Genomic DNA, 23,427 nt, shown 5'->3' on the forward strand with positions numbered 1-23,427 from the left:
CGTACGCGGCGGTCGGCCGGTGAGCAGCGGCACGGAGAAAGTGCTGATACATCGGAGCTATCGTGCCCAATTCCCGCCCCACGGGGGTGTATTCAGCGCAGAACGTTGACGTGGCACCACAGAGCTCGTACGTTTCCGACGCCTGTCGCCGCACTGCTGCGGCGCACCCACGTCGAAGGGACCGGAAGATGACGAGCCCCGCCGAGCAGTCCTCGACCTCGCGCCGCACCGTTCTGCGTGCGGCGGGAGGAGCCCTGGGAGCGGGGCTCGCGTTCGGCGGGGGGATGCGGCCCTTCGCGGCGGCCGCCGCCGTCCGCCGACCGAAGGCGTCCACGGTGCACCAGGTGCCCGAGGCGCGTGCCGTGACGCTGCGCTATCCCACGCCCGCCGACGAAGCGAAGATCATCGAGCAGGGGCTGCCGCTCGGCAACGGCCGCATCGGGGCGCTGGCCACCGGAGGACCGGCGAGCGACGTCCTCTATCTCACCGATGCCACCCTGTGGACCGGCGGGCTGAACGACGCGCTGCAGGACGACGGCCAATTCCCGTACGACACCACTCAGTTCGGCTCCTTCACCCTGCTGGCGAAGGCCACCGTCAGCCTGCCGGACCACACCGCATCGGCCGTCACCGGCTACACCCGCACCCTCGATCTGAGCAACGGCCTCAGCACGGTCTCGTACGACCACGAAGGCGTCACCTACCGCCGCGAGAGCTACGCGAGCCACCCCGACGACGTCATCGTCGTCCGCCTCACCCAGAGCGGCGGCGGCCGGTACACCGGCTCCCTCACCCTGGCCGGCTGGCACGGCGAGACGCCCGCTGCCGACGCCACCACGATCGCGCTCGCCGCCGCGCTCCCCAATCAGTTGAAGTACGCGGCCGCGGTCACCGCCGTGAGCACCACCGGAAACATCACGGCGGCAGGCTCCACGCTCACCTTCACCGACTGCGAGGACGTCACGCTCGTCCTCTCCGGCGGCACCGACTACACCCCCGACGACGCCACCGCCTTCAAGGACCCGTCCGTCGACCCGCGCGCCGTCGCCACCGGGCGGGTCCGGGCCGCCGCCGCGGTGGGCGCTGCCGGTCTGCTGCGTACCCATCTCGCCGACTACCAGGCGCTCTTCGGTCGGATGACGGTCGACCTCGGCCCCTCCAGCGACGCACAGCGCTCCCTCGACACCGGCGCGCGCCTGACCGCACTCGGGGCGCCGAACGCACCCGCCGACCCCGAACTGGAAGCCGCCTACCTGCAGTTCGGCCGCTACCTGATGATCAGCGGCTCGCGCGACAGCGTGCCGCTGAACCTCCAGGGTCTGTGGATCGACCGCACCGATCCCGACTGGATGGGCGACTACCACACGGACATCAACGTCCAGATGAACTACTGGCTCGCCGAGCGCGCCGGCCTGCCCGACTGCTTCGACGCCTTCCTCGACTACTGCGTCGCCCAGATCCCCTCCTGGACCCGTACGACCCAGAAGGTCTTCAACGATCCCCGCAACGGATTCCGCAACTCCAGCGGCAAGGTGGCCGGCTGGACGACGGCGATCTCCACCAATATCTACGGCGGCATGGGCTGGTGGTGGCACCCGGCCGGAAACGCCTGGCTGTGCAACTCCCTCTGGCAGCATTACGAGTTCACCCAGGACCGTGCCGTCCTCAAGAAGATCTACCCGCTGCTCAAGGGCGCCTGTGAGTTCTGGGAGGCCCGGCTGATCACCACCACCGTCACCGACCCGGTCACCGGCGCGAGCCGCGAGGTCCTCATCGACGACAGCGACTGGTCGCCCGAGCAGGGCCCCACCGACGCCAAGGGCATCACCTACGCACAGGAACTGGTCCGCGACCTCTTCGTCAGTTACCGCGCGGCCGCCGCCGCACTCGCGCGGGACACCGGCTACGCGAAGACGATCGCCGCGCTCCAGGCACGCCTCTACCTGCCCCAGGTCAGTCCCACGACCGGCCGGCTCGAGGAGTGGATGAGCCCCGACGACCTGGGCGAGACCACGCACCGCCACCTCTCCCCGCTCATCGGTCTCTTCCCCGGCGACCGGATCACCCCCGCGGACAGTCCGGCCGAACTCCTCACCGGCGTCACGAACCTGCTCACCTCCCGCGGCATGGAGAGTTACGGCTGGGCCTGCGCCTGGCGGGCCGCCTGCTGGGCACGGCTGAAGGACGGGGAGAAGGCGTACCAGCTGATCCGCACCAACCTGAAGCCGTCGCTGAACACCAGCAACGGCACCTCGCCCAACCTGTTCGACATGTACGACCTCGGCTCCCGCGCCACCCTGCAGATCGACGCCAACTTCGGTACCCCGACCGCGATGCTGGAGATGCTGCTCTACTCCCGCCCCGGCGTCGTCGAACTGCTCCCCGCCCTGCCGGCGGCCTGGGCGGCATCGGGACGCGTCACCGGCATCGGTGCCCGGGGAGGCATCACGGTCGACCTCGCCTGGCGCGACGGGAAGGTCACCGAGGCGACGCTCCACAGCGCCGGCGGCGCCACCACCGAGGTGCGGGCCGGTGCGTGGAAGCGCACGGTCCGCCTGAAGCCGGGCAGGGCGGTGACCCTGCGGCCCTGAACAGGCCGACGGCGGCGGTTACTTGGGCGCGGCCATCAGGCTCTCCAGGTGGGTGATGAGATCGTCGGCCGCACCCAGGTCCCGGCTCCTGTCGGTGACCAGGGTGTGGCCGTCGTACGCCAGCCGGTACTCGAAGAGGTCCCGGGCACTCGCCGAGACGCTGCGGGCGGGCAGCGCGGAGAAGTCGACCGCGTCCAGAAGGGATCCGAGCCGCTTCTGCTCGGCGTCCGACAGCTCGCGGGAAGCAGGGCCGTCCTTGCGGTCGTCGAGGACGGCCCTCCCGCCGGGGCGGACCTCGATCGAGCGCCCCACCCCGGCGAAGCCGCCGCTGACAGTGAGACTCACCGTGGCGGCGGGGCCCCTGGAGGGAGGCTTGGACGCAGCCTCCGAAGCGGTGCCGGATCCGGTGCCGGGCGTGACGGTCCCGCCGCACCCGGTCAGCAGAAGTACGGACGCGAGGAGGGCGAGGAGCCGGAGCACACGGGTTGCCACCCCGCCAGACTAGAGGGCGCTGCCCGCCTTCCACTTCTCCCAGGAAAGGTTCCAGCCATTGAGGCCGTTGGACGGATCCACCGTGTCCTCAGCCGAGTTGACGACCTCCACGACGTCGCCGAGCATCGAGCTGTTGTAGAACTCGGCGCCCGCGGTCGACTTGTCCCTCGCGCCCTTCGCGTCGTGCATGCCGACACAGCCGTGGCTGGTGTTGCTGGAGCCGAAGACCGACGTCGAGGCCCAGTAGTTGCCGTGGACGAAGGTGCCCGACGTGGTGAGGCGCTGTGCGTGCGGTACGTCGGCTATGGAGTACTCGTCGCCGAGCCCGACCGTCGAGGAGTCCATCTTCGTCTGCGTGAACCGCTCGCTGATCACCATCTTCCCCGACCAGGTGGGATGGGCGGAGTCCCCGCCGCTGACCGGATAGGTCGCCACGGCCTTGCCGCCCCGTCTGACCGTCATCTTCTTCGACGACAGGTCGACCGTGCTGACCTGCTCGCGTCCTATGTGGAAGACGACGTCCTTGGACTGCTTGCCGTACACCCCGTCGGCACCCTCGATGTCCTTCAGCCGCAGGCTCAGCGTGACCTTGGTGTTCGCAGCCCAGTACTCCTCGGGCCGGAAGTCGAGCCGGGTGTCGCCGAACCAGTGACCGACCACCTCCACCGGGGGATCCGCGGTGACGGTGATGGCCTTCTCGACGGCGGCGCGGTCGGTGACGGCGTGTGTGAAATTGATCGAGACCGGCATGCCGACGCCGGAGGTCGAGCCTGCTTCGGGCGTGAAATAGCCGACGAAGGTGGCGGCGGGGGAGCGGGTGGTGAAGGACGTGGTGTGCGTGGATCCCTGCCCCGAGCCGTCGAGTTGTGCCGTGACGGTGTACGCGGTGCCGGAGTACGGGTGGTCCGTGGACGTCCACAGCGTGCGCGCCGCGTCGAGCTTCCCGGCCAGGCTGCTGCCGCTCGCGTCGGCGACCTTGACCGATGTCAGGGTGCCGCCCGCCACGGCGACCGTCACCGGCGTACCGAAGTCGGCCTTGCCCGACCCGTCGGCCGGTGTGACGGTCACGGTCGCCGAGCCGGACGTCGAGGACGCGGACCCGCCCCCTGCCGTACCGGAGGCGCCGGCGGTCCCGGCGCATCCCGCCAAGGATGCGAGCGGGACGACGCCGAGCGCCGCCAGCACACCGCGCCGTGTCCAGTTCCGGTCCGAGGCTGCTTTCCCGGAAGGACCGGAGGTCTCAGAGGTGCCCACATCACGCCTTTCGTACGTCCGACTGCTGCCGGAACAGCGTGCTCCGCGCAGATGTGGGCGTTCTGTGAGGCGCCGGTGGCCCAGGTGAGATTCTCCTGAAAGTCAGGCCTCCAGCGCCGCCGTCAGCCTGCGGTCGGCGACGGAACGTCCGGCCTGGACCTCCCGTGACCGCCGGGCCGGTCAAGGGCCGACGGAGCGTTGGTGCGGGATCGGCAGACCGACATCGGTCATGGTCGCCGTCCCGGTCCCGGTTCCGGCCTCGGACTGCTGCACCGACACGGTCCGCGTCGGGGCGGGGATCTTGATCCCCTCGGCGCGGTAGCGCTGATGCAGGCGCTTGATGAACTCGTGCTTGATCCGGTACTGGTCGCTGAACTCGCCGGCCCGCAGGATCACCGTGAAGTTGATCCGCGAATCCCCGAACGTATGGAAACGGACGGCCGGTTCATGGTCGGGGACTCCTCCGTCGACGTCGCGCATCACGCTTTCGACGACCTCGGAGGTCACCCGCTCGACGTGCTCCAGGTCGCTGTCGTAGCCGACACCGACCTGGACCAGTACCGACATCTGCTGCTCGGGGCGGTTGAAGTTGGTCATGTTGGTGCCCGCGAGCCGGTTGTTGGGGATGATCACGAGGTTGTTCGACAGCTGCTCCACCACGGTGTTGCGCCAGTTGATGTCGACGACATAGCCCTCCTCCCCGCTGGTGAGCCGGATGTAGTCGCCGGGCTGCACCGTCTTGGACGCGAGGATGTGCACCCCGGCGAACAGGTTGGCGAGGGTGTCCTGCAACGCCAGCGCGACCGCGAGACCGCCCACGCCCAGAGCGGTCAGGAGCGGGGCGACGGAGATGCCCAGGGTCTGCAGTACGACGAGGAAGCCCATCGCCAGCACCACGACGCGGGTGATGTTGACGAAGATGGTGGCCGACCCGGCCACCCCCGACCTGGACTGGGCCAGCGACTTCACCAGGCCGGTGATCACCCGGGCCGCGGTGAGCGTGGCCACCAGGATGAGCAGCACGGTCAGCGTCCGGTTGACGTTGTGCACGGACCGCGAGGTCAGCGGCAGCGCCGCGGCGGCCACCGCCGCTCCGGCGGCGAAGGCTGCCCAGGGGACCAGGGTCCGTACCGCGTCGACGATGACGTCGTCCCCGCTCCACCGGGTCCTGCTCGCCCGCTCGCCGAGCCACCGCAGTGCGGCCCGCAGCAGCAGCCCCGCCATGAGCCCGGCCGCCACGGCGATTCCGGCGACGATCAGATCGTGCAGCGTCAGGGCCCGGTTCACCGGACGCCTCCTGTCGCCGACGGAGCCTGGACGGACGATATGTGAGGTGTCGTCACCTTTTACCTGCTCGATTCTCGGGGCCGAAACGATCATTCATCCTGCCGTACGCGATCGTCACTGTTATGTCCCATCGGGACAATAGTGTTACGGTCGAGGCATGGGCATCGAGAAGACGGGACCGGACGGTCGCAGGCAGCGCACCCAGCGCAGCCGTGAGGCCATGGTGGCCGCCGCCGTGGACCTGCTGCTCGAGCGGGGGCTCGACGGTGTGACCGTCGAGGAGATCGCCGAGCGCGCCGGAGTCACCCGCCGCACCTTCAGCCGGCACTTTCCCGGCAAGGAGGAGGCGATCCTCGGCGAAGTGGGGATGAGCGGGCACCTGATCAACGACGCACTGCGCGACCGCCCCGCCGACGAATCGCCGCTCATGGCGTACTGGCAGGCGGTCTGCACCTGGCTCGCGGACGAGTTCGGGGGCGAGAAGGCGGCCGTGCTGCTGCCGCGCCGCCACGAACTGTTCCGCAGGCTCGACCTCGAACCCGCGCTCTTCGGCGCCTTCCAGCACCTGCGGATCGACGCGGAGGCCGAGTCCATACGGATCATCGCGGACCGGCTCGGTGTCGACCCTGCCGTCGACCCCCGTCCCGCGGTGACCGTGGGCACCGGGGCAGGCACCCTCACCGCGGTCCTCCGCGCCTGGTCCCGGGGCAGTGACCCCGATGCCCTCTCCGCGCTTGCGGAGCAGTACTTCGGAGCGCTCGCCGGGCTGCTGTCCGGCGGGAGCACCGATCAGCACCACACGCAGCACAAGTAATTCCAAAGGTCGTGAAGAACATGAGCACCACCCCTGAATTCGACGGCAAGGTCGCCCTCGTCACCGGCGCCGCATCCGGCATCGGTCTGGCCATCGCCGAGCGGCTTGCGCAGCGCGGGGCCGCCGTCGTCATCGCCGACTACAACGAGGCCGGCGCCAAGGAGACCGCGGACCGCCTCGCGGCCACCGGCGCCCGCACCGCCGCCGTCGCAGTCGACGTCACCGACGCCGCGTCCGTCGAGGCCGCCGTCCGCTTCACCGTCGACACCTTCGGCGCCCTGCACCTCGCCGTGAACAACGCCGGAATCGGCGGCCCCTCGCAGCCGACCGGCGCGTACGAGATCGCCGACTGGGACCGCGTCGTCGCCACCAACCTCAGCGGTGTCTTCTACTCGCTGCGCCACGAGCTGCCCGCGATCGTCGCCTCCGGCGGCGGCGCCGTCGTCAACATGGCCTCCATCCTGGGCACCAACGGCTTCGCGGGATCTCCCGCGTACGTCGCCGCCAAGCACGGAGTCGTCGGCCTGACCAAGACCGCCGCGCTGGAGTACGCCACCCAGGGCGTACGGATCAACGCGGTCGGCCCGGGCTTCATCGAGACCCCGCTGCTCGCGGGCTCCGACGCCGCGTCCCACGACCACCTCGTCTCCCTGCACCCGCAGGGCCGCCTCGGCCGCGCCGATGAGGTCGCCGAACTGACCCTGTTCCTGCTCTCCGAGAAGGCCTCGTTCATCCAGGGCAGCTACCACCTGGTCGACGGCGGCTACTCGGCCCGCTGACCCCGCCGCCCCGCATCCGTACAAGGAGGTACGAATCACATGAAGGCTCTGCAATACCGCCAGGTGGGCGCGGCCCCCGAGGTCGTCACCGTCCCCGACCCCGAACCGGGCCCCGGACAGGTCCTGTTGAAGGTGACAGCGGCAGGCGTCTGCCACTCCGACATCGCCGTGATGTCGTGGCCCGCCGCAGCGCTGCCCTTCCCGCTGCCCCTGACCCTCGGCCACGAGGGCGCAGGCACCGTCGCCGCGCTCGGCGCGGGAGTCACCGGGCTCTCCATCGGCGACCCGGTCGCCGTCTACGGCCCCTGGGGCTGCGGCAGTTGTGCCAAGTGCGCGGAGGGCAAGGAGAACTACTGCCTGCGCGCCGAGGAGCTCTCCATCCGCCCGCCCGGTCTCGGCGCCCCCGGCGCCATCGCCGAGTACATGATCGTCGACGACCCGCGCCACCTGGTCCCGCTGAACGGACTCGACCCGGTCAAGAGCGTGCCGCTCACGGACGCCGGGCTCACCCCGTACCACGCGATCAAGCGCTCGCTGCCCAAGCTGGTGCCCGGATCCACCGCCGTCGTCATCGGCACCGGCGGACTCGGCCATGTCGCCGTCCAGTTGCTGCGCGCCATGAGCACGGCGCGGATCATCGCGCTCGACGTCACCGAGGAGAAGCTCGCCCTGGCCCGCGAGGTCGGTGCGCACGAGGCCGTCCTCTCCGACGAAAAGGCGGCGGCCCGGGTACGTGAACTGACCGGCGGACGCGGCGCGGAGGCGGTCTTCGACTTCGTCGGCGCCCCGCCCACCACCGCGATCGCGGGCGCCTGTGCGGCAGTCGAGGGCGATGTCACCATCGTCGGCATCGGCGGGGGCACCCTTCCCGTCGGCTTCGGTGTACTGCCGTACGAAGTGTCCGTCACCGCCCCCTACTGGGGTTCCAGGGCCGAACTGACCGAGGTGCTCGACCTGGCGCGCGCCGGGGCCCTCGACGTCCATGTGGAGACGTACTCGCTGGACGACGCGCCGCTCGCGTACGAGCGACTGCACGCCGGGAAGATCAACGGCCGGGCGGTCATCCTGCCCAACGGCTGATACCGCGCAAGCGGTGCAGCGGTTCAGCTCTCGGCCAGGACGATGACGCAGTCGCCCGCGGTCAGTCTGAGCCGCTGCTTCTTGTCGGGGTTGAGGCGGGTGCCGATGCCGGGGAGCCCGGCGGGGCATATGGCCCCAAGGCCGCCTCAGGGTCACCCCTTCGCGGTCGGCGGTGGCAGTTCATCGGCGTACGGCGGCTCGGCGCCCGCGCGTGAACACGTGACGGCCGCGGCCCGGGCGGCGAAGCCGAGCACCTCGGACCAGCCTTCGCCGTCCAGGGTGTCCAGAGCGCCGGGCGCCAGCAGATCGCGCAGGGCGAGGGCGTGCAGCAGCGCCGCGTTCACCGTGTCACCGGCGCCGATCGTGTCGACGATCTCCACCTTCTCGCCGGGCACGGAGATCTCCCCGCCGCCCCGGGTGAAGACCGTGAGCCCGTCGCCGCCGCGGGTGATCACGACAGCGGCAGGCCCTGCGGCCAGCCATCCGGGGACATCCGTCCCGAGCCACCCGGCATCCTCCTCGCTGAGCTTCAGCAGCGAGACATGGCGCAGCCAGCTCCTGAACCGCGCCCGGTAGGCGTCCGCGTCAGGGATCAGCCCGGCCCGGATATTGGGGTCGAGCGCGATGAACACGCCGCGCCCCGCCTCTCGCCGCATGAGCTCCTCGTACGCGCTCGCCCCCGGCTCCAGCACCAGCGAGCAGGTGCCGAGCGACAGGGCCCGCGCCCCGGGCGGCAGTTCGCCGGGCACCTCGAAGAGCCGGTCCGCGCTGCCCTCGACATAGAAGCTGTACGCGGCCGATCCGCCCGCGTCGAGCGACGCGACGGCCAGCGTGGTCGGCTCCGGGCCGCGCTGTACGAGCCCCACCGCGACCTTCTCCTCCTGCAGCCGCGCGACGAGGGAGCCGCCGAATCCGTCGGAGGAGATACGCGAGCAGAAGCCGACCTCCGCTCCGAGCCGGCCGAGCGCGACGGCGGTGTTGTACGGGCCGCCGCCGCGTGCGGGCAGCAGCGGCGAGAGCACGTCACCGCGGGCCTGTGGCACCAGGTCGATCAGAGCCTCACCGGCGACGACGATCACGGCGTTGTTCCTTTCAGCGGTACGGCGCGACGGCCGGAGCTTATGAGCTCCGGCCGTCGCGGACCAGCGCGGTCGTCCTTTCGCGGGCACCCGGGCATGCTCCGGGTTCATTCGGTCAGACGTCCAGGGTCTTCTCCAGCGCGGCGAGTCCGTCGCGGTAGATGCCCTCGAACAGGGCGGTCGCCTCGGCGTCGGTCACGCCGTCCGGGGTGAACGTGCCCGACCACTCCACCCGGGAGCCGTCCGCGCCGAGGTCGACGACCTTGAGCGTGGAGCGGTAGCCGGTGACCGGGAAGGGCGCACGGGCGATGGAGTAGACGTAGCTGTGCGCCGATTCGTCGAAGGACTCCAGGCGTTCGACGATCACGCCGCCGTCCTCGTTCGTCAGGGTGCGCACCCGGCCGCCCTCGCCGAGCCGGCTCTCCGTGATGTACGGCAGCCAGTCCGGCAGGGAGCCGAAGCCGCCGATGAGCTGCCAGACCTGGCCGGCGGGGGTCGGGACGTCGAGGGTGACGGTGGTGGAGCTCATGAGGCGTCCTTGACCGGGACCGGCGCGTCGTGGGCGATGATCTTCTGGTCGCGCAGGGACTTCCAGAAGGCGTACGGAACGTCCTCCGTGAGGGCGCCGAGGTCCTCGGCGATCCGGCTGGGCCGGGTCGCGCCGGGGATGGCCGCGGCGACGGCCGGGTGGGCGAGCACGAACTGGAGGGCGGCGGACTTGATGCCGATGCCGTGCTCCTGCGTCAGGCCCTTGATCCGGCCGACCTTGTCGACGATGTGCGCGGGTGCGTCGCCGTACTCGAAGTGGCTGCCGCCGGCCAGGATGCCGGAGCTGTAGGGGCCGCCGACGACGATGTCGACGCCCTGCTCGGCCGCCGTGGGGAGCAGGCGCTGGAGGGCGCGGGCATGGTCGAGGAGCGTGTAGCGGCCGGCGAGCAGGAACGCGTCGGGGCGCGGCTCGTCCAGGTCGAGGGTCATCTCCAGGGGCTCGACCTTGTTGACGCCGATGCCCCACGCCTTGATGACGCCTTCGTCGCGCAGCCGGGTCAGGACACGGAAGGCGCCGGTGCGGGCCTCCTCGTACTTGGCCACCCAGTCGTCGCCGTAGAAGTCCTGGGCGATGTCGTGGACGTAGACGATGTCGAGACGGTCCGTCCGCAGGCGCTTCAGGCTGTCCTCGACGGAGCGCATCGTCGCGTCGGCGGTGTAGTCGTGGACGATCTTGTTGGGGCGGCCGTGCTCGAACAGGGCGCCCTTCTCGCCGAGTTGGCGGGCCGCGGGGTCCTCGACCTCGTCGAGGATGACGCGGCCGACCTTGCTGGACAGGACGTACGCGTCACGGGGCTTGTCGGCGAGTACGTCGCCGAGGCGGATCTCCGCGAGGCCCGCGCCGTACAGCGGGGCGGTGTCGAAGTAGCGGATGCCCTGGTCCCAGGCGGCCTGCACGGTGGCAGCGGCCTCTTCGTCGGGGATGGCGCGGAACATGTTGCCGAGGGGTGCGGTGCCGAAGCCGATGCGGCCGGGGAGGAGGTTGCGGATGCTCATGGTGGTGCCTCGATCACGTGGGGGGAGGGGTGGGGTCAGTTGAGGGTGTCGGGGTCCGGGCCGGTGCGCAGGCCACGGTCGAGTGCCGTGAGGGCATCGAGGTCCGCGGCGCTCAGCTCGAAGCCGAAAACGTCGAGGTTCTCGCGGATACGGGCCTCGGTGACCGACTTGGGGATGACCACGTTGCCGGTCTGCAGGTGCCAGCGCAGGACGACCTGGGCCGGGCTCCTGCCGTGCTTGGCGGCGAGGGAGGTGACGGCCTCGTCCCCCAGGACGGCGCCCTGGGCGAGCGGGCTCCAGGCCTCGGTGACGATGCCGTGCTTCGCGTGGAACGCGCGCAGCTCCTGCTGCTGGAGGCCCGGGTGGAGCTCGATCTGGTTGACGGCCGGGACGACCGAGGAGCTCTCGATCAGCCGCTCCAGGTGCGCGGGCTGGAAATTGGAGACGCCGATCGCACGGGTGCGGCCGTCGGCGAGGAGCTTCTCCAGGGCGCGCCAGGTGTCGAGGTACAGGTCGCGGGCCGGGGTCGGCCAGTGGATCAGGTACAGGTCGACGTAATCGAGGCCCAGCTTCTCCAGCGAGGCGTCGAAGGCGGCGAGGGTGGCGTCGTAACCCTGGTCCGCGTTCCACAGCTTGGTGGTGATGAACAGCTCGTCGCGGGCGATGCCGGACTGGGCGAGCGCCTGGCCGACGCCCCGCTCGTTGCCGTAGATCGCGGCGGTGTCGATGCTGCGGTATCCCGCTTCCAGGGCGCTGCTGACGGCGGCGGTGGTCTCCTCGTCGGGAACCTGGAAGACGCCGAAGCCGAGCTGCGGCATGGTGACGCCGTTGTTGAGGGTGACGGTGGGGATGGTGCTCATGGCGATGGCCTTCCATGGGGTTTGTGCGACAGCGCCTTACGAGCGACAACAATAATTGCACGCGCGGGTTAATTGCAAACGCGGTATAGTGGCGTACGCCTCACCGGTGACGTTCAAGGAAGGACCCCTCGCACATGACCGCCACAGACCCCGCGCTCACCGCGCTGGCCCAGGGCTGGTGCGCGCTCTCGTTGCTGCACGGCAGGATCGAGAGCCGGATCGAGCGCGCGCTGCAGGCCGGGCACGGACTGAGCGCGCGCGAGTACTCCCTGCTGGATGTCCTCAGCCGCCAGCACGACGGGGAGGGCGACCATCTCCAGATGAAGCAGGTCGCGGACGCCGTCGTCCTCAGCCAGAGCGCCACGACCCGCCTCGTCACCCGCCTCGAGGACCGCGGCCTGCTCTCCCGGTATCTCTGTCCCACCGACCGGCGCGGGATCTACACCAACGTCTCCGATACCGGCCTGGCTCTTCTGCAGGCGGCCCGTCCCACCAACAGCGCGGCGCTGCGCGAAGCGCTCGACGCCGCGTCGGCGGAGCCCGACCTGGCCCCGCTCGTGCGCGTCCTCAACGACATGAAGGCTCCGGCCGGGACCTGAAGGCGGCGGATCTCAGTCGAGCAGGTTCCGCGCCGTGAAGCCGAGCAGTCGCCGCGCGGTCGTGAGGTCCACCGGCGCGGTGCGTCCGGGGAGCGGGCGCAGGAGCCGGGTGGTGGGGTGGAAGCGGCGCAGGAGGTCCTCGGTCTCGTACGGGACGATGATCTCGGGGGCGCAGAGGTGCACGGTGTGCGCGCCGGGGAGGGTGACATCGAGCGCGAGCAGGGCGGCTCGGGCCGCGTCCTGGACCTCCAGGTACGTCCACAAGTCCCGTGCGCCCAGGGCTGGTTCGGCGGTGAGTCGGGCCGCGTACGTCCGCAGCCGTTCGTCGAAGCCGCCGACGAACGGGTACCGCAGACAGACCACGCTCATGCCGTGGCGCCGCGCCATCATCCGCGCGGTCAGCTCGTCGGCCTGCTTGGAGAGGCCGTACGCATCCTCCACCTGTGACGGCATGGCCTCGTCCACGGGTACGTACGCAGGGTGCGGGTCCTCGACCGACGTCCAGGGCAGGCCCGTTACGCCCCAGGAACTGGCCAGCGCGACATGCCTGACACCGGCCTGACCCGCTTCCTCCAGGACCGTGAACGTGGCCCGGGTGTTGGTGGTGAAGACCTCTGCCGGGGTGTTGCGCTCGGGGGTGGGGATCGCGGCCAGGTGGATCACCGCGTCGGCTCCGTCGAGCGCGGCCCGTACGGACTTCTCCTCGGCCGCGTCCCCCTCGATCACCAGGCGCGCGGCGAGGTCGCCCGGGTCGGCCAGGACCAGGGCGTTCGCCTCGATGCCGTGCTCGGCCAGCAGAGCGAGCACGGCGCGCCCGATCCGTCCGGCCGCCCCGGTGACCATGACTCTGCTGACCATGCCGGCTACTCCCGTGCGTAGGCGCGGACGGCGACGAGGTGCGCCGACGCGGATCCATTGGTTGCCTCGACGACGATACGGAGCGCGTCCGTCGCCACCTCTTCCGCGAGGGTGTGGGACCGGCGGCGGCGACGGTTGTCCGTCGTGCGGGAAACGGTGTGCCAGGCGCCTTCCGTGTCGCGCGCCTCGATGCGGTAGTCGCGCAGCAGTGTGGGAAGCGTGTCGAACGGGGTCCTGTGGTGATGCAGATTGATCAGGTCTTCGTTGACGTCGTCGTCCGCGATGACCTCGATCCTGCTGACGGATACGGACTGGGGCCAGGCCAGTTGGAGCCAGGCGGCCGCGTCCGTCGGCTCGGAGACCCAGTGGTGCGGGCCCGCGTACGGGCGCAGGAATCCGTCGACGGCCTTCGCCGGGGCGAACGCCGACGTCTCTCCCGTACGCAGGCAGAAGGTGCGGCGCAGCAGGCCTGCGTCGGTCCACTCGCGCAGCGGCTGCGGCGCCTCGTCCTGCGGGCGCAGGGGGATGCGGGTGAAGCACAGGACGCCGGGGGTCGGGCGGTCGGCGAGGTGCAGGGTGACGGCCGGGTTTGCACGTACGAGGAGGAAGGCGTTGCGAGGGGTGTCCGGCGACCACTCCGGACCCGTCTTGACCCACTGCCGCGTACCGGCGGACACGGGCACGGTGACCGTGTCGACGAGGTGGCGCGGGACGTAGTTCTGGCCGGGGCCGGGGTCGTGCAGCTCGATGACGATGTCGGTGTCGTGCTCGGCGTCCAGGAGGAGTTCGACGCCGGTGAGCTGCGGGTCGACGGGCAGCACGATGCCCGCGTCGGCGGTCAGCGGCCACCGCTCCCCGGGTGTTTCGACCGCGATGCAGGAGAGGACGGAGGAGGCGGTGACGGTCGCCTGCGCGGCCAGGTCGGCGGGATCGTCGCAGGCCAGACCGATCACCGAGGCGTCCTCGCGCAGCAGTGTCCGCTGCAGCGCGGGGACGTCCAGGGCGCGCGGCGTCAGCCCCTGCTCCGCACAGAGAGCGGCGGCCGTCCCCGCCGCCTGGCCGATCGTCGCGCAGGTGGCCATCACCCGCGTCGAGCCGAACGCGACGTGGCTCGCGGAGATGTTGCGGCCCGCGAAGAGGAGATTGGAGGTGTTGACCGAGTACAGGCTCCGGTAGGGGATGTGGTAGATCCCGTCCGCGTAGCGTTGCTTGGCGCCGTCCTCGGCGGCGTACACGCCCTGCGGCGGATGCAGGTCGATGGACCATCCGCCAAAGGCGACGCGGTCGGCGAACTCGCTCTGGCCGAGGATGTCGCCCTGGTGGAGGACGTAGTCGCCGAGGAAGCGCCGGTACTCGCGCTTGCCGGGCACCGAGCCCACCCATTCCAGGGTCATGGTCTCGGCGTCGAACTCGCCGGAGTTCTTGATGTGGTCCCAGATGCCGTAGATCACCGACCACAGCTCGTCGCGGATCTTCTCGTTGTCGTGGACCGTGTCGAGCTCGCCGCCGAACTCGATCCACCAGTACGCGCAGCCGTTGTCGCCCGCCTTGATGATGCGGCGCTGCGGGATGGAGGTCTTCGAGATGTCCTTGGCGAAATTCGGAGGCACGTACTTCACCGGGCGCCCGGCGTCCTTCGTATAGAAGAGGAGCGTGGAGCCCAGCGTGATGTCGTCGGCGGCCTCGGGCGCCCACGCCTCCCCGTACTCGGCGTGCGCCTCACGGCCGATGCGGTGGTGCGCGCCCGCGAGATGGCCGATCAGACCGTCGCCCGTGCAGTCGAGGAACACCTCGCTCTCGAAGCGGACACGGCGCTCGGAGCCCATCGTCCAGCCGGTCACCGCGGTGATGCGCCGCGCGTCGTCGGGCCCTTCGGCGTCGACCTCGCGCACATCGGTGTTGAGATAGAGCGTGAGGCGGGGTTCGGCGCGCACGGCGTCGAGGACCACGGCATCCCAGAAGTACGGGTTGCCGTCCGGGTTACGGAACTGGTTCTCCACCAGCAGTTCGCCCATGATGCCGCCCTCGCGGGCGTGGTGGTTCTTGCCGTGTCCGGTCGCGCCGCACACCCAGACCCGTACCTCGCTGCTCGAATTGCCGCCGAGCACCGGCCTGTTGTTGATCAGCGCGACCGTCCGGCCCAGCCGGGCCGCCGCGATCGCGGCGCAGACCCCGGCCAGGCCGCCGCCGACGACGGTGATGTCGTGGTGTGCGGTTTCGTTCCTCATGGCTTACTTCCAGTCGGGGTTGGCGGCGAGACCGTAGTAGATGCGCGGCGCGCCGTCGAGGGTGAGCGTGACCTTGCCGCCGGCTGCGCTCAGCGTGCTCTGCTGGCCGATGCAGTTCAGTACGGTCACCGTGCCCGCGACCGTGCCGGAGTGGGCGACGACCGTGGTCTTCGTGGCCCAGGTGTCGGTCCAGGGCTCGGGCGATGCGTACCAGGCGTCGTCACCGTGGTCGGTGTTGAGGACGTAGCCGTCCTTGCGGCTCCACAGGATCGACACCGGGCCGTCCGGCGTAGTGAAGAGCAGCCCCTTGATGTCCGGGTCGGCGAAGACGAGCGGGCGGACGAAGGTGGCCTGGTCGAGGACGCGGGCGGCCGTCGCGTACGCGAGCAGTGAGGGCTTGGCGCTGGTGTCGCGGAGCATCATGCCGCAGTGGTATTCGACGTTGGTGGGGTCGGCGGACTGCGGGTGGCTGATGACGGAGTCGTGCAGCTGGTACCAGTTGACGCCGCGCACTCCCTCGGACTTGGCGAGCGCGAGCGACAGCAGGACGTTCTCGGCCGCATGCCGGTAGGTGTCGTGCCACCAGGAGTTGGGCTTGGTGGGGGCGTACGCCTCGCTGAGCCAGAGCTCCTTGTTCCCGCCGTACGTGTCGACGAGCTCCCTGGCCTTGCGCAGCGCTCCGAGGAAGTTCCAGTACGAACCGGTCGACCCCAGCGTCCACTCCTCCACCGGAGGCGCGTAGTCGGCGGTGAAGTTGCCGCGGCCCGGGTGGATGGTGAAGGCGTCGATGAGGTCCCAGCCGCCCGCGGCGTGGAAGTTCGCGGTCCAGATGTGGTCCATGCCGCCGAGGCCGGCGTTCATGACCTTCATCTTCGATCCCGCGGCGGTCAGCCGGTCGGTGACCTGGCGCAGCCCGTCCCTGACGTACACGTCGGCGCCCCGCCCCGACATCCAGGGCTGGTTGACCTCGTTGGCGACCTCGAAGTACTGGGCCTGCGCGTCGATCGCCTTGGCGACGTTGGTGTCGGCCCAGGCGGCGATCTGCTCCGCGGTCCCGCCGAGGGGGATGCCGCTGAGCTCGACGTTGTGCACGATGCCGTGCGCGTCGAGGGTCGCGGTGTCGATGCCGGGCGCTCCGGCGTAGGCGATACGGATCCGCTTGACGCCCAGCGTCTTCAGCAGCCCGAGCACCGCGTCCTCGTTCGGCTTCAGCAGCCAGGGGTAGTTGGCGAGGCCGAACATCGACTCCTCGCCCGCCTTGTACGCGAAGTCCGGCAGGACGGTGAGGTTGGTGCGTGCCAGGGCCGTGTCGCTGCCGGCGACCGCTTCCACCTCGGTGAAGACGATGCCCTGCGAGGGAGCGGGGAGGGTGAAGGCGGCGTCCCACGCCGTGCCTGCGGCCACCGTACGGGTGACCGATCCTCCGCCGATCTTCGTGCCCGCGAAGTCGCGCGCCCACCAGTTGAGCGTCACCGGCCGGTCCGTACCCGCTCCGTTGACCACTTGTGCCTTGAGCGTCATGGGCTGCCCGGCGGTCCGGTAGAGGTTGAACGCCTCGTCGGTCCACACCTCGACACCCAGCGGACGCCCGGCCGCGACCGTGCCCGCGCCACGCGCCCGCATGGTGCCGAGCACGAGGTCGGCCTCGGTGACGGCGCCGGTCGCGCCGGCCGCCGTGCCGGGGGAGTGGACCCAAGTGGCGCTGGTGTAGGAGGGGGTGGTGGCGGACAGGCAGAGGAAGGCGGTGGCGTCCGGCCAGGACTCGACGTAGGCGGCGCCCGCGTTCACCTCGTACGGAATGCCGCCGCGCGCGTCCTTCTCCCAGAGGGTCAGCGCCTCGTACGACTCGCTCGCGCCGGTGCCCTGCGCGGTGCGGCCGAACATGAAACCGGTCGGGGTGAGCGTGCTGGAGCCGGCGACCTCCCACTTCAGGTGCGCACGGTGCGCGGAGACGTCGAACGTCCCGGTGACGGTGATGCCCGGTGCACCGCTGCCCAGGGTGTACGTGACCTTCAGGGCGGGGCGTCCGTCGGGCAGCGTGATCTGCGCGGGCGTGCCGCCGTAGGTGCGCTGCTGGCCCAGCACACTGTCCTTGATCATGAAGTGGGTGAGCAGGAGGCGGCCGGTGCCGGCGGCGTCCTTCACCAGCACACTGCCGTCGCTCTGTCCGACGAGCGTGATGCCCTCGGCGGTGAGCGTGACGGGCTCCGCGGCGTGCGCGATGCCCGCCGGGAGGAGGGCCGCGCCGGTGGCGACGGCGGTGCCCTGGAGGAATCTGCGGCGTACGACTGACATGGCAGTGCCTTTCTCTTGTCCCGAAGAGGAAGCTGCGATCGAACGAGGGGGAGGGCTTCAGCCCTTGACGCCGGTGAATCCGAGCCCGGCGACGATGTACTTCTGGCAGACGACGAACACCAGGACGGGCGGCGCGACGGCGAGCACCATCGCGGCGATCAGCTGGTCCTGCGGTGCCTGGGTGGCGAGTTGGGCGAGGGCGACGCTGATGGGCTGCTTCTGCGGGTCGGTGATCGCGACCAGCGGCCAGATGAAGTCCTTCCAGCTGTGCATGACGGCCAGCAGACTGATCACGGCGAGCACCGGCCGGCTCATCGGCAGCACGATCTTCGTCAGGAGCTGCCGGGTGCTCGCGCCGTCGACCCTGGCCGCGTCGAAGAGCTCCTTGGGCAGCGCGTCGAAGAACTGCTTGGCGAGCAGCACCGTGAAGGCGTTGGTGCCGGCCGGCAGCCAGATCGCCCAGTAGGTGTCACCGAGGTTGAGGTGGAGGAGCGGCACGTCGATGACGGTCATGAAGAGGCTGACCATGTTCACCGAATACGGCACGAACATCGTGGCCAGGATCGCCCCGTAGATCACCTTCCCGAACCTGGGCCGCAGCACGGACAGGGCGAACCCCGCCGTGGCGGAGATGAAGAGCTGGACGAGCCACGAACCGCCGACCACCAGCAAGGTGTTCATCAGGTAGTGGCCGATGCTCAGATCGGTGTACGCGGCTCTGAAGTTACCCAGCAGCGGACGGTCGGGCCACAGGTTCAGGGGGTGGTTGCTGAGCTCGGTGGGCGGGGTGATCGCGCCCTTGAACATCCAGTACAGCGGCCCGATCCCGATGACGAGCAGCAGGATCAGGGTGAGCCCCTGGACGGAGCGCACGGCGGCCCGGACACCCGGCCGCTGGCGGTCGTTGACGGAGACGAAGGTGGTCAGAGAGGTCATGACTTGCTCCAGCTGCGGGTGGCCCGCAGATAGACCGCGGAGAGCAGGGCGAGGGCGAGCACCATCAGGAAGGACAGCGCGGCGGCCTGGCCGTACTGGCCGTCCTGGAAGGCGTAACGGAAGATCAGCAGCAGCACGGTGAGGGTGGAGTTCTCCGGGCCGCCTCCGGTGAAGACATACGGCTCGGTGAAGACCTGCACGGTCCCGATGAGCTGCACCAGGAGCAACAGGCCGATAACCGGGCGCAGTTGGGGCAGCATGATGTGCCAGATCCGCCGCCAGATCCCGGCGCCGTCGACCTCGGCCGCCTCGTACAGCTCGCCGGGGATGCCGACCATCGCCGCGAGGTAGATCAGTACGGCGCCGCCCATGCCCGCCCAGGTGGACTCCAGGACCAGCGAGAGCATCGCGGAGTCCGACGACTCCAGCCAGGGGTACGGGCCGAGGCCGATGTGGCCCAGGGCGCTGTTGAAGAGGCCGCTGCCCGGATCGTAGAACCACTTCCACAGCAGGATCGCGACCACGGGCGGGATGACGACCGGCAGATAGACCAGGAAGCGGTACATTCCGGCGCCGCGCCGGACCGTCGACATCACGGCGGCCAGGAGCAGTGGGGCGGGGAAGCCGATGAGCAGGCCGAGACCGACGAAGAAGAGCGTGTTGCCGACGGCGGTGGAGAGCAGCGGGTCGTCGAAGAGGGCACGGAAGTTGTCCAGGCCGACCCAGGTGGCGGGTTCGACGAGGTTGGTCTTCTGAAAGCTCATCAGCAGGCTGCGCACGATCGGCCACCAGGCGAAGAGCCCGAAGACCAGGAGCGTGGGCACCAGGAAGAGCCAGCCCGTCAGCTCTTTGCGTACGGCACCGCCGCGCCGGCGGCCCGCGGCCTGCGGCTCGGGTTCCTTGGTGATGGCGGCGGCGCGCCGGGGGTGGGTGAGCAGGGTCATGACCGGCTACTTCTGGGCCGAGGCGAGCTTGGCGTTGACGTCCTTCTCGGCTGCGGCGAGCAGCGCGGGGATGTCGGCGTCGCGCTTGGTCAGCACCGCCTGGACGACGGTGTCGAGGGCCGTGTAGAGCTGCTGCGCCTGGTACGGGGGCTCGGGCTTGAGCTCCAGCTTGGACAGCCCGTCGGTGTAGGGCTTGAAATGGGCGGCGTTCACATTGACGTACGGCTTGATCGCGGCGTTGATCGCCGTCTGCCGTGCCGTGTCGAAGACCGGCAGGGTCGGCACGCCCACCGCGGACTTGGGGTCGGCGGACAGCGCCTTGGCCTGCGCCGCCGCGGCTTCGGTGCTGTACTGCGGCTGCGCGTAGGCGAAGGTCAGCCACTTGACGGCGGCCGCGGCGCGCTTGGTGTCGGCCGACTTGGGGACCATGTAGATGTCACCGCCGGTGAGCGTGGCGTTTCCGCCGGCCTGAGGCAGCGGGGCGGCGCCGAAGTCGTCCATGTTCTCCATGGAGAACTGCATCTTGGCGAGCCGGTAGGTGCCGGGGCTGCCCATGAACATGCCGACCTGGCCGGCCGCGAAGCTCTTGATGACGTCGGTCTGGTTGTTGAGGAGGTTCTTGCCCAGCGACTTGTCCTTCCAGCGCATGTCCTTGAGCAGACCGAGCGCCTTCTGGGTCGCCTCGCCCGTGAAGGTGGCCGAGTACGTGCCGCCCTGCTGCGTCTCCAGGTCACCTCCGAAGGCGTAGCTGAGCATCGTCAGCTGCCAGCCGCCCTGGTTCTCCTTGGACTCCTGGACGAATCCTGCCTTTCCGGTCCTCTCGCTGATCCGCTTCGCGGCCGTGCGGACCTCGTCCCAGGTGGCGGGCGGCTTGTCGGGGTCGAGGCCTGCCTTCTTGAAGAGGGCGCGGTTGTAGACCAGGCCCTGGGCGTACGGGTTCTGCGGTACGCCGTAGACGTCGCCCGTGGAGTCGCTCAGGGGCTTGAGCACCTGCGGGTTGAACTCCTTGAAGTGGTCCCAGGCCTTGAGCTGGCCGGTGATGGGCTGCACCTGCTTCTGCTGGATGAGCCGCTGCGGTTCGGTCAGCGGGACCTTGATGACGTCCTCGACACTGCCGCCCGCGAGCTTGGCGGAGAAGGTCAGCGGATCGAAGACGGTGGTCGAACCCTGGACCTTGATGCCCGGGTTGGCCTTCTCGAAGTCGGTGACCTGCTTCTTGAACAGGGCCAGGCCCGGCTTGTCGGTGGCCGGCGGCATGCCCTGGACGCGGAGTACGACATCGCCGTTGGAACCAGACTTGCTGGGGGTGACGGCGGCACACCCCGAGAGGGCGAGGGTGACGGCCATGCAGCCGATTACGGCCGCACGACGGGATATTGGTGACATGTCGACTCCAAGAAGAGCAGGGGGTACCTAGGGAGGTGGTGCCGTGGCGTCGTGCGAGGGGTCAGTGGGTGGGCGCGGGCCCCGTGGAGGCGCGCGGGACGAGACGGGAGCCGATCTCGACGACCGGACTCCCGCCGTCACCGCCCGGCCTGCCGGCGATCGTCTCGAGGAGGAGGTCACCCGCCTTGGCGGCGATCTCCTCCGGGTCGATCCTGATGGTGGTGAGGCTGGGCGTGGAGACGGAGGCGAGCAGCGTGTCGTCGATGCCGATGACGCTGACGTCGCCCGGGACGCTCACGCCGAGCGCGGAGAGCTGGTGCAGTACGCCGAGGGCGACCAGGTCGTTGTGGGCGATGACGGCCGTCGCCCCGTGCGCGGCGACGAGGGTGGCCGCGTGCACGCCGGTCTCGAACCGCGGCTCGTAGGGGCCGAGTTCGACGATGGACAGGTCGAGGGCCTCGAACGACTCGTGGATGGACTTGCCGCGGCTGAGCTCGTCGCGGGAGGCGTTGATGAACACGCAGCGCCGGTGTCCGTACGCCCGCAGGTGCTCGACGGCCTGGGTGATGCCGGCGGTCAGTGAGATGCGTACTTCCGGGATGCCGGGCACGTGCCGGTTGACGATCACCAGGGGCATCTGGGCGGCGAGTTCGAGCAGCCGGTCCTCGCTGAGGGTGGAGGCCCACAGGATCAGGCCGTCGACCCGCTTGGACACGGCCGCGATGGTGGCCAGTTCGTCCGTCTCGTGCTCGTCGCTGTCGGCGACCAGGACCGTGTAGCCCTGGCGCCTGGCCCGCGCCTGGATCGCCTTGACGATCGGCGGGAAGAACGGGTTGGCGATGTCCGGGATGATCATCCCCAGGGTGCCGGTGGAGCCGCCGCGCAGGCTGCGGGCCGCCGGGTTGGGGGCGTAACCGAGCTTGGCCGCGGCGTCCAGAATGCGCTGCCTGGTCCTCGGCTGCACCTGGTCGGGGGCGGTGAAGGCGCGGGACACCGTCGAGACCGAGCAGCCCGCTGCGCTCGCCACCTCCCGGATCGTGACTGCCACGGACCGCCTCCTCGTCATCTGCTGCATGCTTCCGGCTGGATGCGGTGGATCCTTGCGAACGTTCCCGGACGTGTCAAGAGTGTTTCCACAAGGAAAATCCTTTGGGTACAAGGGACTTGCGCGGCCCCTGCACCACTGCCGATGATTCCTTCTCGGCAACAACTCTGAAATTGCGGGAACGTTTTCATAGAGGAGTGGCATGAAGATCACCGGCCTGGAAGTGCTGACCCTCCCCGATCACGGAGACAGCATGATGCTGGTCGTCGTGGACACGGACGAGGGCATCCACGGACTGGGGGAGGTCGGTATCAGGTCCCGCCAGAAGGCAGTTGCGGGCGGGATCGAACACCTCGCGGAGCTCATCGTCGGAGAGGACCCGCGGCGCATAGAACACCTCTGGCAGGTGATGTTCCGGCGCGGCTTCTTCCCTGCCGACCGCATACTCGGTGCCGCCATCGCCGCGGTCGACGTCGCCCTCTGGGACATCCGCGGCAAGGCACTCGACGTGCCCGTGCACGAACTGCTCGGCGGCCGGGTGCGCGACCACGTCCCCGCCTATGTGCATGTCGGCGACGGCTACCACGACCGCGAGGCCTTCCTCGCGCGATGCCAGAGCCTTGTCGCCGGGGGCTGGCGCCATCTGCGCTTCGCCGCACCGCACGACGCGGACGACGTGCTGGACGCCCGGCGCTGCCTGCGCGATTCCGTCGCGCTCTTCCACCAGGTGCGGGAGACCGTCGGGGACGAGGTGGAGCTGATCCTCGACGTGCACACCCGGCTCGACCCGCCGGAGGCGCTGACGCTCTGCCGCGAGATCGAGGCGGCGCGCCCGTACTTCGTCGAGGACCCGCTGCGCTGCGAGAACCCGGAGAGCTACCGGATGCTGCGGGCGCGCACCGGCGTACCGCTGGCCGCAGGCGAACAGTACGGATCCAAATGGGAGTTCAGGCCCCTCATCGAGGGTGAGCTCATCGACTACGTACGCGTTGACATCGGTGTCGCGGCCGGGCTCACCGAGGCGAAGAAGATCGCGGCGATGGCGGAGGCGCACCACATCAAGCTCGCCACCCACAACCCGCTGGGCCCGGTCACCGCGGCCTCGTCCCTGCAGCTCAACCTCGCCTGCCCGAATGTGGCGATCCAGGAGCACCAGACCGACCCCGAGCCGGCCATCGCCGCTCTCTTCACGCAGCGGCCCACAGTCGTGCCCGGGCGGGTCGAGTACAGCGACCTGCCGGGCATCGGCGTCGTCATCGACCGCGAGGAGGCGCGCAAGTACCAGGCCACCGCCGCCGAACGGCCCCACCTTCGTACGGCGGACGGTGCCTTCACCAACTGGTAGGAGTACGGCG

The 23,427-nt window shown here is 69.9% G+C and carries 20 protein-coding genes; 6 read left to right on the forward strand and 14 right to left on the reverse strand.

All coding sequences use genetic code 11. From position 1 onward, the window contains the following. Positions 1-188: 188 nt before the first annotated feature. A complete protein-coding gene (locus AB0H78_RS35280; protein ID WP_363238893.1) occupies positions 189-2,591 on the forward strand; it encodes a glycoside hydrolase N-terminal domain-containing protein in 2,403 nt (800 codons plus the stop codon). Between the two features lie 18 nt (positions 2,592-2,609). Here the strand turns inward: AB0H78_RS35280 and AB0H78_RS35285 are convergent, their stop codons facing one another. The 3 genes from AB0H78_RS35285 to AB0H78_RS35295 form a co-directional block, all read right to left on the reverse strand. Further along, complete coding sequence (locus AB0H78_RS35285; protein ID WP_363238894.1) at positions 2,610-3,083, reverse strand: hypothetical protein; 474 nt, start codon at positions 3,081-3,083, stop codon at positions 2,610-2,612. Positions 3,084-3,092: 9 nt separating this feature from the next. After that, entirely contained in the window at positions 3,093-4,337 is a 1,245-nt protein-coding gene (locus AB0H78_RS35290; protein ID WP_363238895.1) for an Ig-like domain-containing protein, read from the reverse strand. A gap of 180 nt (positions 4,338-4,517) precedes the next feature. Then, a complete protein-coding gene (locus AB0H78_RS35295) occupies positions 4,518-5,624 on the reverse strand; it encodes a mechanosensitive ion channel family protein (RefSeq protein WP_363238896.1) in 1,107 nt (368 codons plus the stop codon). A gap of 157 nt (positions 5,625-5,781) precedes the next feature. Here AB0H78_RS35295 and AB0H78_RS35300 point away from each other — a divergent pair, with 157 nt between their 5' ends. From AB0H78_RS35300 to AB0H78_RS35310, 3 genes are read left to right on the forward strand one after another with little or no spacing between them, the layout of a single operon-like run. Then, positions 5,782-6,438 carry a TetR/AcrR family transcriptional regulator gene (locus AB0H78_RS35300; protein ID WP_363238897.1) on the forward strand — a complete coding sequence of 219 codons (657 nt, stop codon included), beginning with the start codon at positions 5,782-5,784 and terminating at the stop codon, positions 6,436-6,438. A gap of 20 nt (positions 6,439-6,458) precedes the next feature. Next, positions 6,459-7,217, forward strand: coding sequence for an SDR family NAD(P)-dependent oxidoreductase (locus AB0H78_RS35305; RefSeq protein WP_363238898.1), 759 nt, complete (start codon positions 6,459-6,461; stop codon positions 7,215-7,217). Positions 7,218-7,256: 39 nt separating this feature from the next. Next, positions 7,257-8,297, forward strand: a complete 1,041-nt coding sequence (locus AB0H78_RS35310; protein ID WP_363238899.1) for an NAD(P)-dependent alcohol dehydrogenase — start codon at positions 7,257-7,259, stop codon at positions 8,295-8,297. A gap of 152 nt (positions 8,298-8,449) precedes the next feature. On the opposite strand, the gene AB0H78_RS35315 is transcribed toward AB0H78_RS35310, so the two are convergent. The 4 genes from AB0H78_RS35315 to AB0H78_RS35330 all read right to left on the reverse strand — a co-directional run bounded on the left by AB0H78_RS35315 (position 8,450) and on the right by AB0H78_RS35330 (position 11,781). Continuing rightward, positions 8,450-9,376, reverse strand: coding sequence for a carbohydrate kinase (locus AB0H78_RS35315; RefSeq protein ID WP_363238900.1), 927 nt, complete (start codon positions 9,374-9,376; stop codon positions 8,450-8,452). A 115-nt stretch (positions 9,377-9,491) separates the two neighbouring features. Continuing rightward, positions 9,492-9,905, reverse strand: coding sequence for an SRPBCC family protein (locus AB0H78_RS35320; protein WP_363238901.1), 414 nt, complete (start codon positions 9,903-9,905; stop codon positions 9,492-9,494). Continuing rightward, entirely contained in the window at positions 9,902-10,921 is a 1,020-nt protein-coding gene (locus AB0H78_RS35325) for an aldo/keto reductase (RefSeq protein WP_363238902.1), read from the reverse strand. Before AB0H78_RS35325 ends, AB0H78_RS35320 begins: the two co-directional genes overlap by 4 nt. A 35-nt stretch (positions 10,922-10,956) precedes the next feature. Continuing rightward, positions 10,957-11,781, reverse strand: a complete 825-nt coding sequence (locus AB0H78_RS35330) for an aldo/keto reductase (protein ID WP_363238903.1) — start codon at positions 11,779-11,781, stop codon at positions 10,957-10,959. A 134-nt stretch (positions 11,782-11,915) separates the two neighbouring features. Between AB0H78_RS35330 and AB0H78_RS35335 the strand changes: the two genes are divergently transcribed. After that, positions 11,916-12,380, forward strand: coding sequence for a MarR family transcriptional regulator (locus AB0H78_RS35335; RefSeq protein WP_363238904.1), 465 nt, complete (start codon positions 11,916-11,918; stop codon positions 12,378-12,380). A 12-nt stretch (positions 12,381-12,392) separates the two neighbouring features. Here the strand turns inward: AB0H78_RS35335 and AB0H78_RS35340 are convergent, their stop codons facing one another. The 7 genes from AB0H78_RS35340 to AB0H78_RS35370 form a co-directional block, all read right to left on the reverse strand. After that, the gene (locus AB0H78_RS35340) at positions 12,393-13,238 is read right to left on the reverse strand and encodes an NAD(P)-dependent oxidoreductase (RefSeq protein ID WP_363238905.1); all 846 of its coding nucleotides are present in this window, start codon (positions 13,236-13,238) and stop codon (positions 12,393-12,395) included. Positions 13,239-13,243: 5 nt separating this feature from the next. Further along, positions 13,244-15,466: an FAD-dependent oxidoreductase gene (locus tag AB0H78_RS35345; RefSeq protein ID WP_363238906.1), complete on the reverse strand. Its 2,223-nt coding sequence runs from the start codon at positions 15,464-15,466 to the stop codon at positions 13,244-13,246. 3 nt (positions 15,467-15,469) lie between these two features. Further along, positions 15,470-17,761, reverse strand: a complete 2,292-nt coding sequence (locus AB0H78_RS35350; RefSeq protein ID WP_363238908.1) for a hypothetical protein — start codon at positions 17,759-17,761, stop codon at positions 15,470-15,472. 57 nt (positions 17,762-17,818) lie between these two features. Continuing rightward, the gene (locus AB0H78_RS35355; RefSeq protein WP_363238909.1) at positions 17,819-18,697 is read right to left on the reverse strand and encodes a carbohydrate ABC transporter permease; all 879 of its coding nucleotides are present in this window, start codon (positions 18,695-18,697) and stop codon (positions 17,819-17,821) included. Further along, the gene (locus tag AB0H78_RS35360) at positions 18,694-19,641 is read right to left on the reverse strand and encodes a sugar ABC transporter permease (protein ID WP_363238910.1); all 948 of its coding nucleotides are present in this window, start codon (positions 19,639-19,641) and stop codon (positions 18,694-18,696) included. Before AB0H78_RS35360 ends, AB0H78_RS35355 begins: the two co-directional genes overlap by 4 nt. A 6-nt stretch (positions 19,642-19,647) precedes the next feature. Then, positions 19,648-21,027 (reverse strand): extracellular solute-binding protein, encoded by a 1,380-nt coding sequence (locus AB0H78_RS35365; protein WP_363238911.1) that lies wholly within the window; start codon positions 21,025-21,027, stop codon positions 19,648-19,650. Between the two features lie 61 nt (positions 21,028-21,088). Then, complete coding sequence (locus AB0H78_RS35370; protein ID WP_363238912.1) at positions 21,089-22,075, reverse strand: LacI family DNA-binding transcriptional regulator; 987 nt, start codon at positions 22,073-22,075, stop codon at positions 21,089-21,091. 199 nt (positions 22,076-22,274) lie between these two features. Here AB0H78_RS35370 and AB0H78_RS35375 point away from each other — a divergent pair, with 199 nt between their 5' ends. Further along, positions 22,275-23,417 carry a mandelate racemase/muconate lactonizing enzyme family protein gene (locus AB0H78_RS35375; RefSeq protein WP_363238913.1) on the forward strand — a complete coding sequence of 381 codons (1,143 nt, stop codon included), beginning with the start codon at positions 22,275-22,277 and terminating at the stop codon, positions 23,415-23,417. Positions 23,418-23,427 lie beyond the last annotated feature (10 nt).

Source organism: Streptomyces sp. NPDC050738, from assembly GCF_040654175.1.
Taxonomy (GTDB): domain Bacteria; phylum Actinomycetota; class Actinomycetes; order Streptomycetales; family Streptomycetaceae; genus Streptomyces.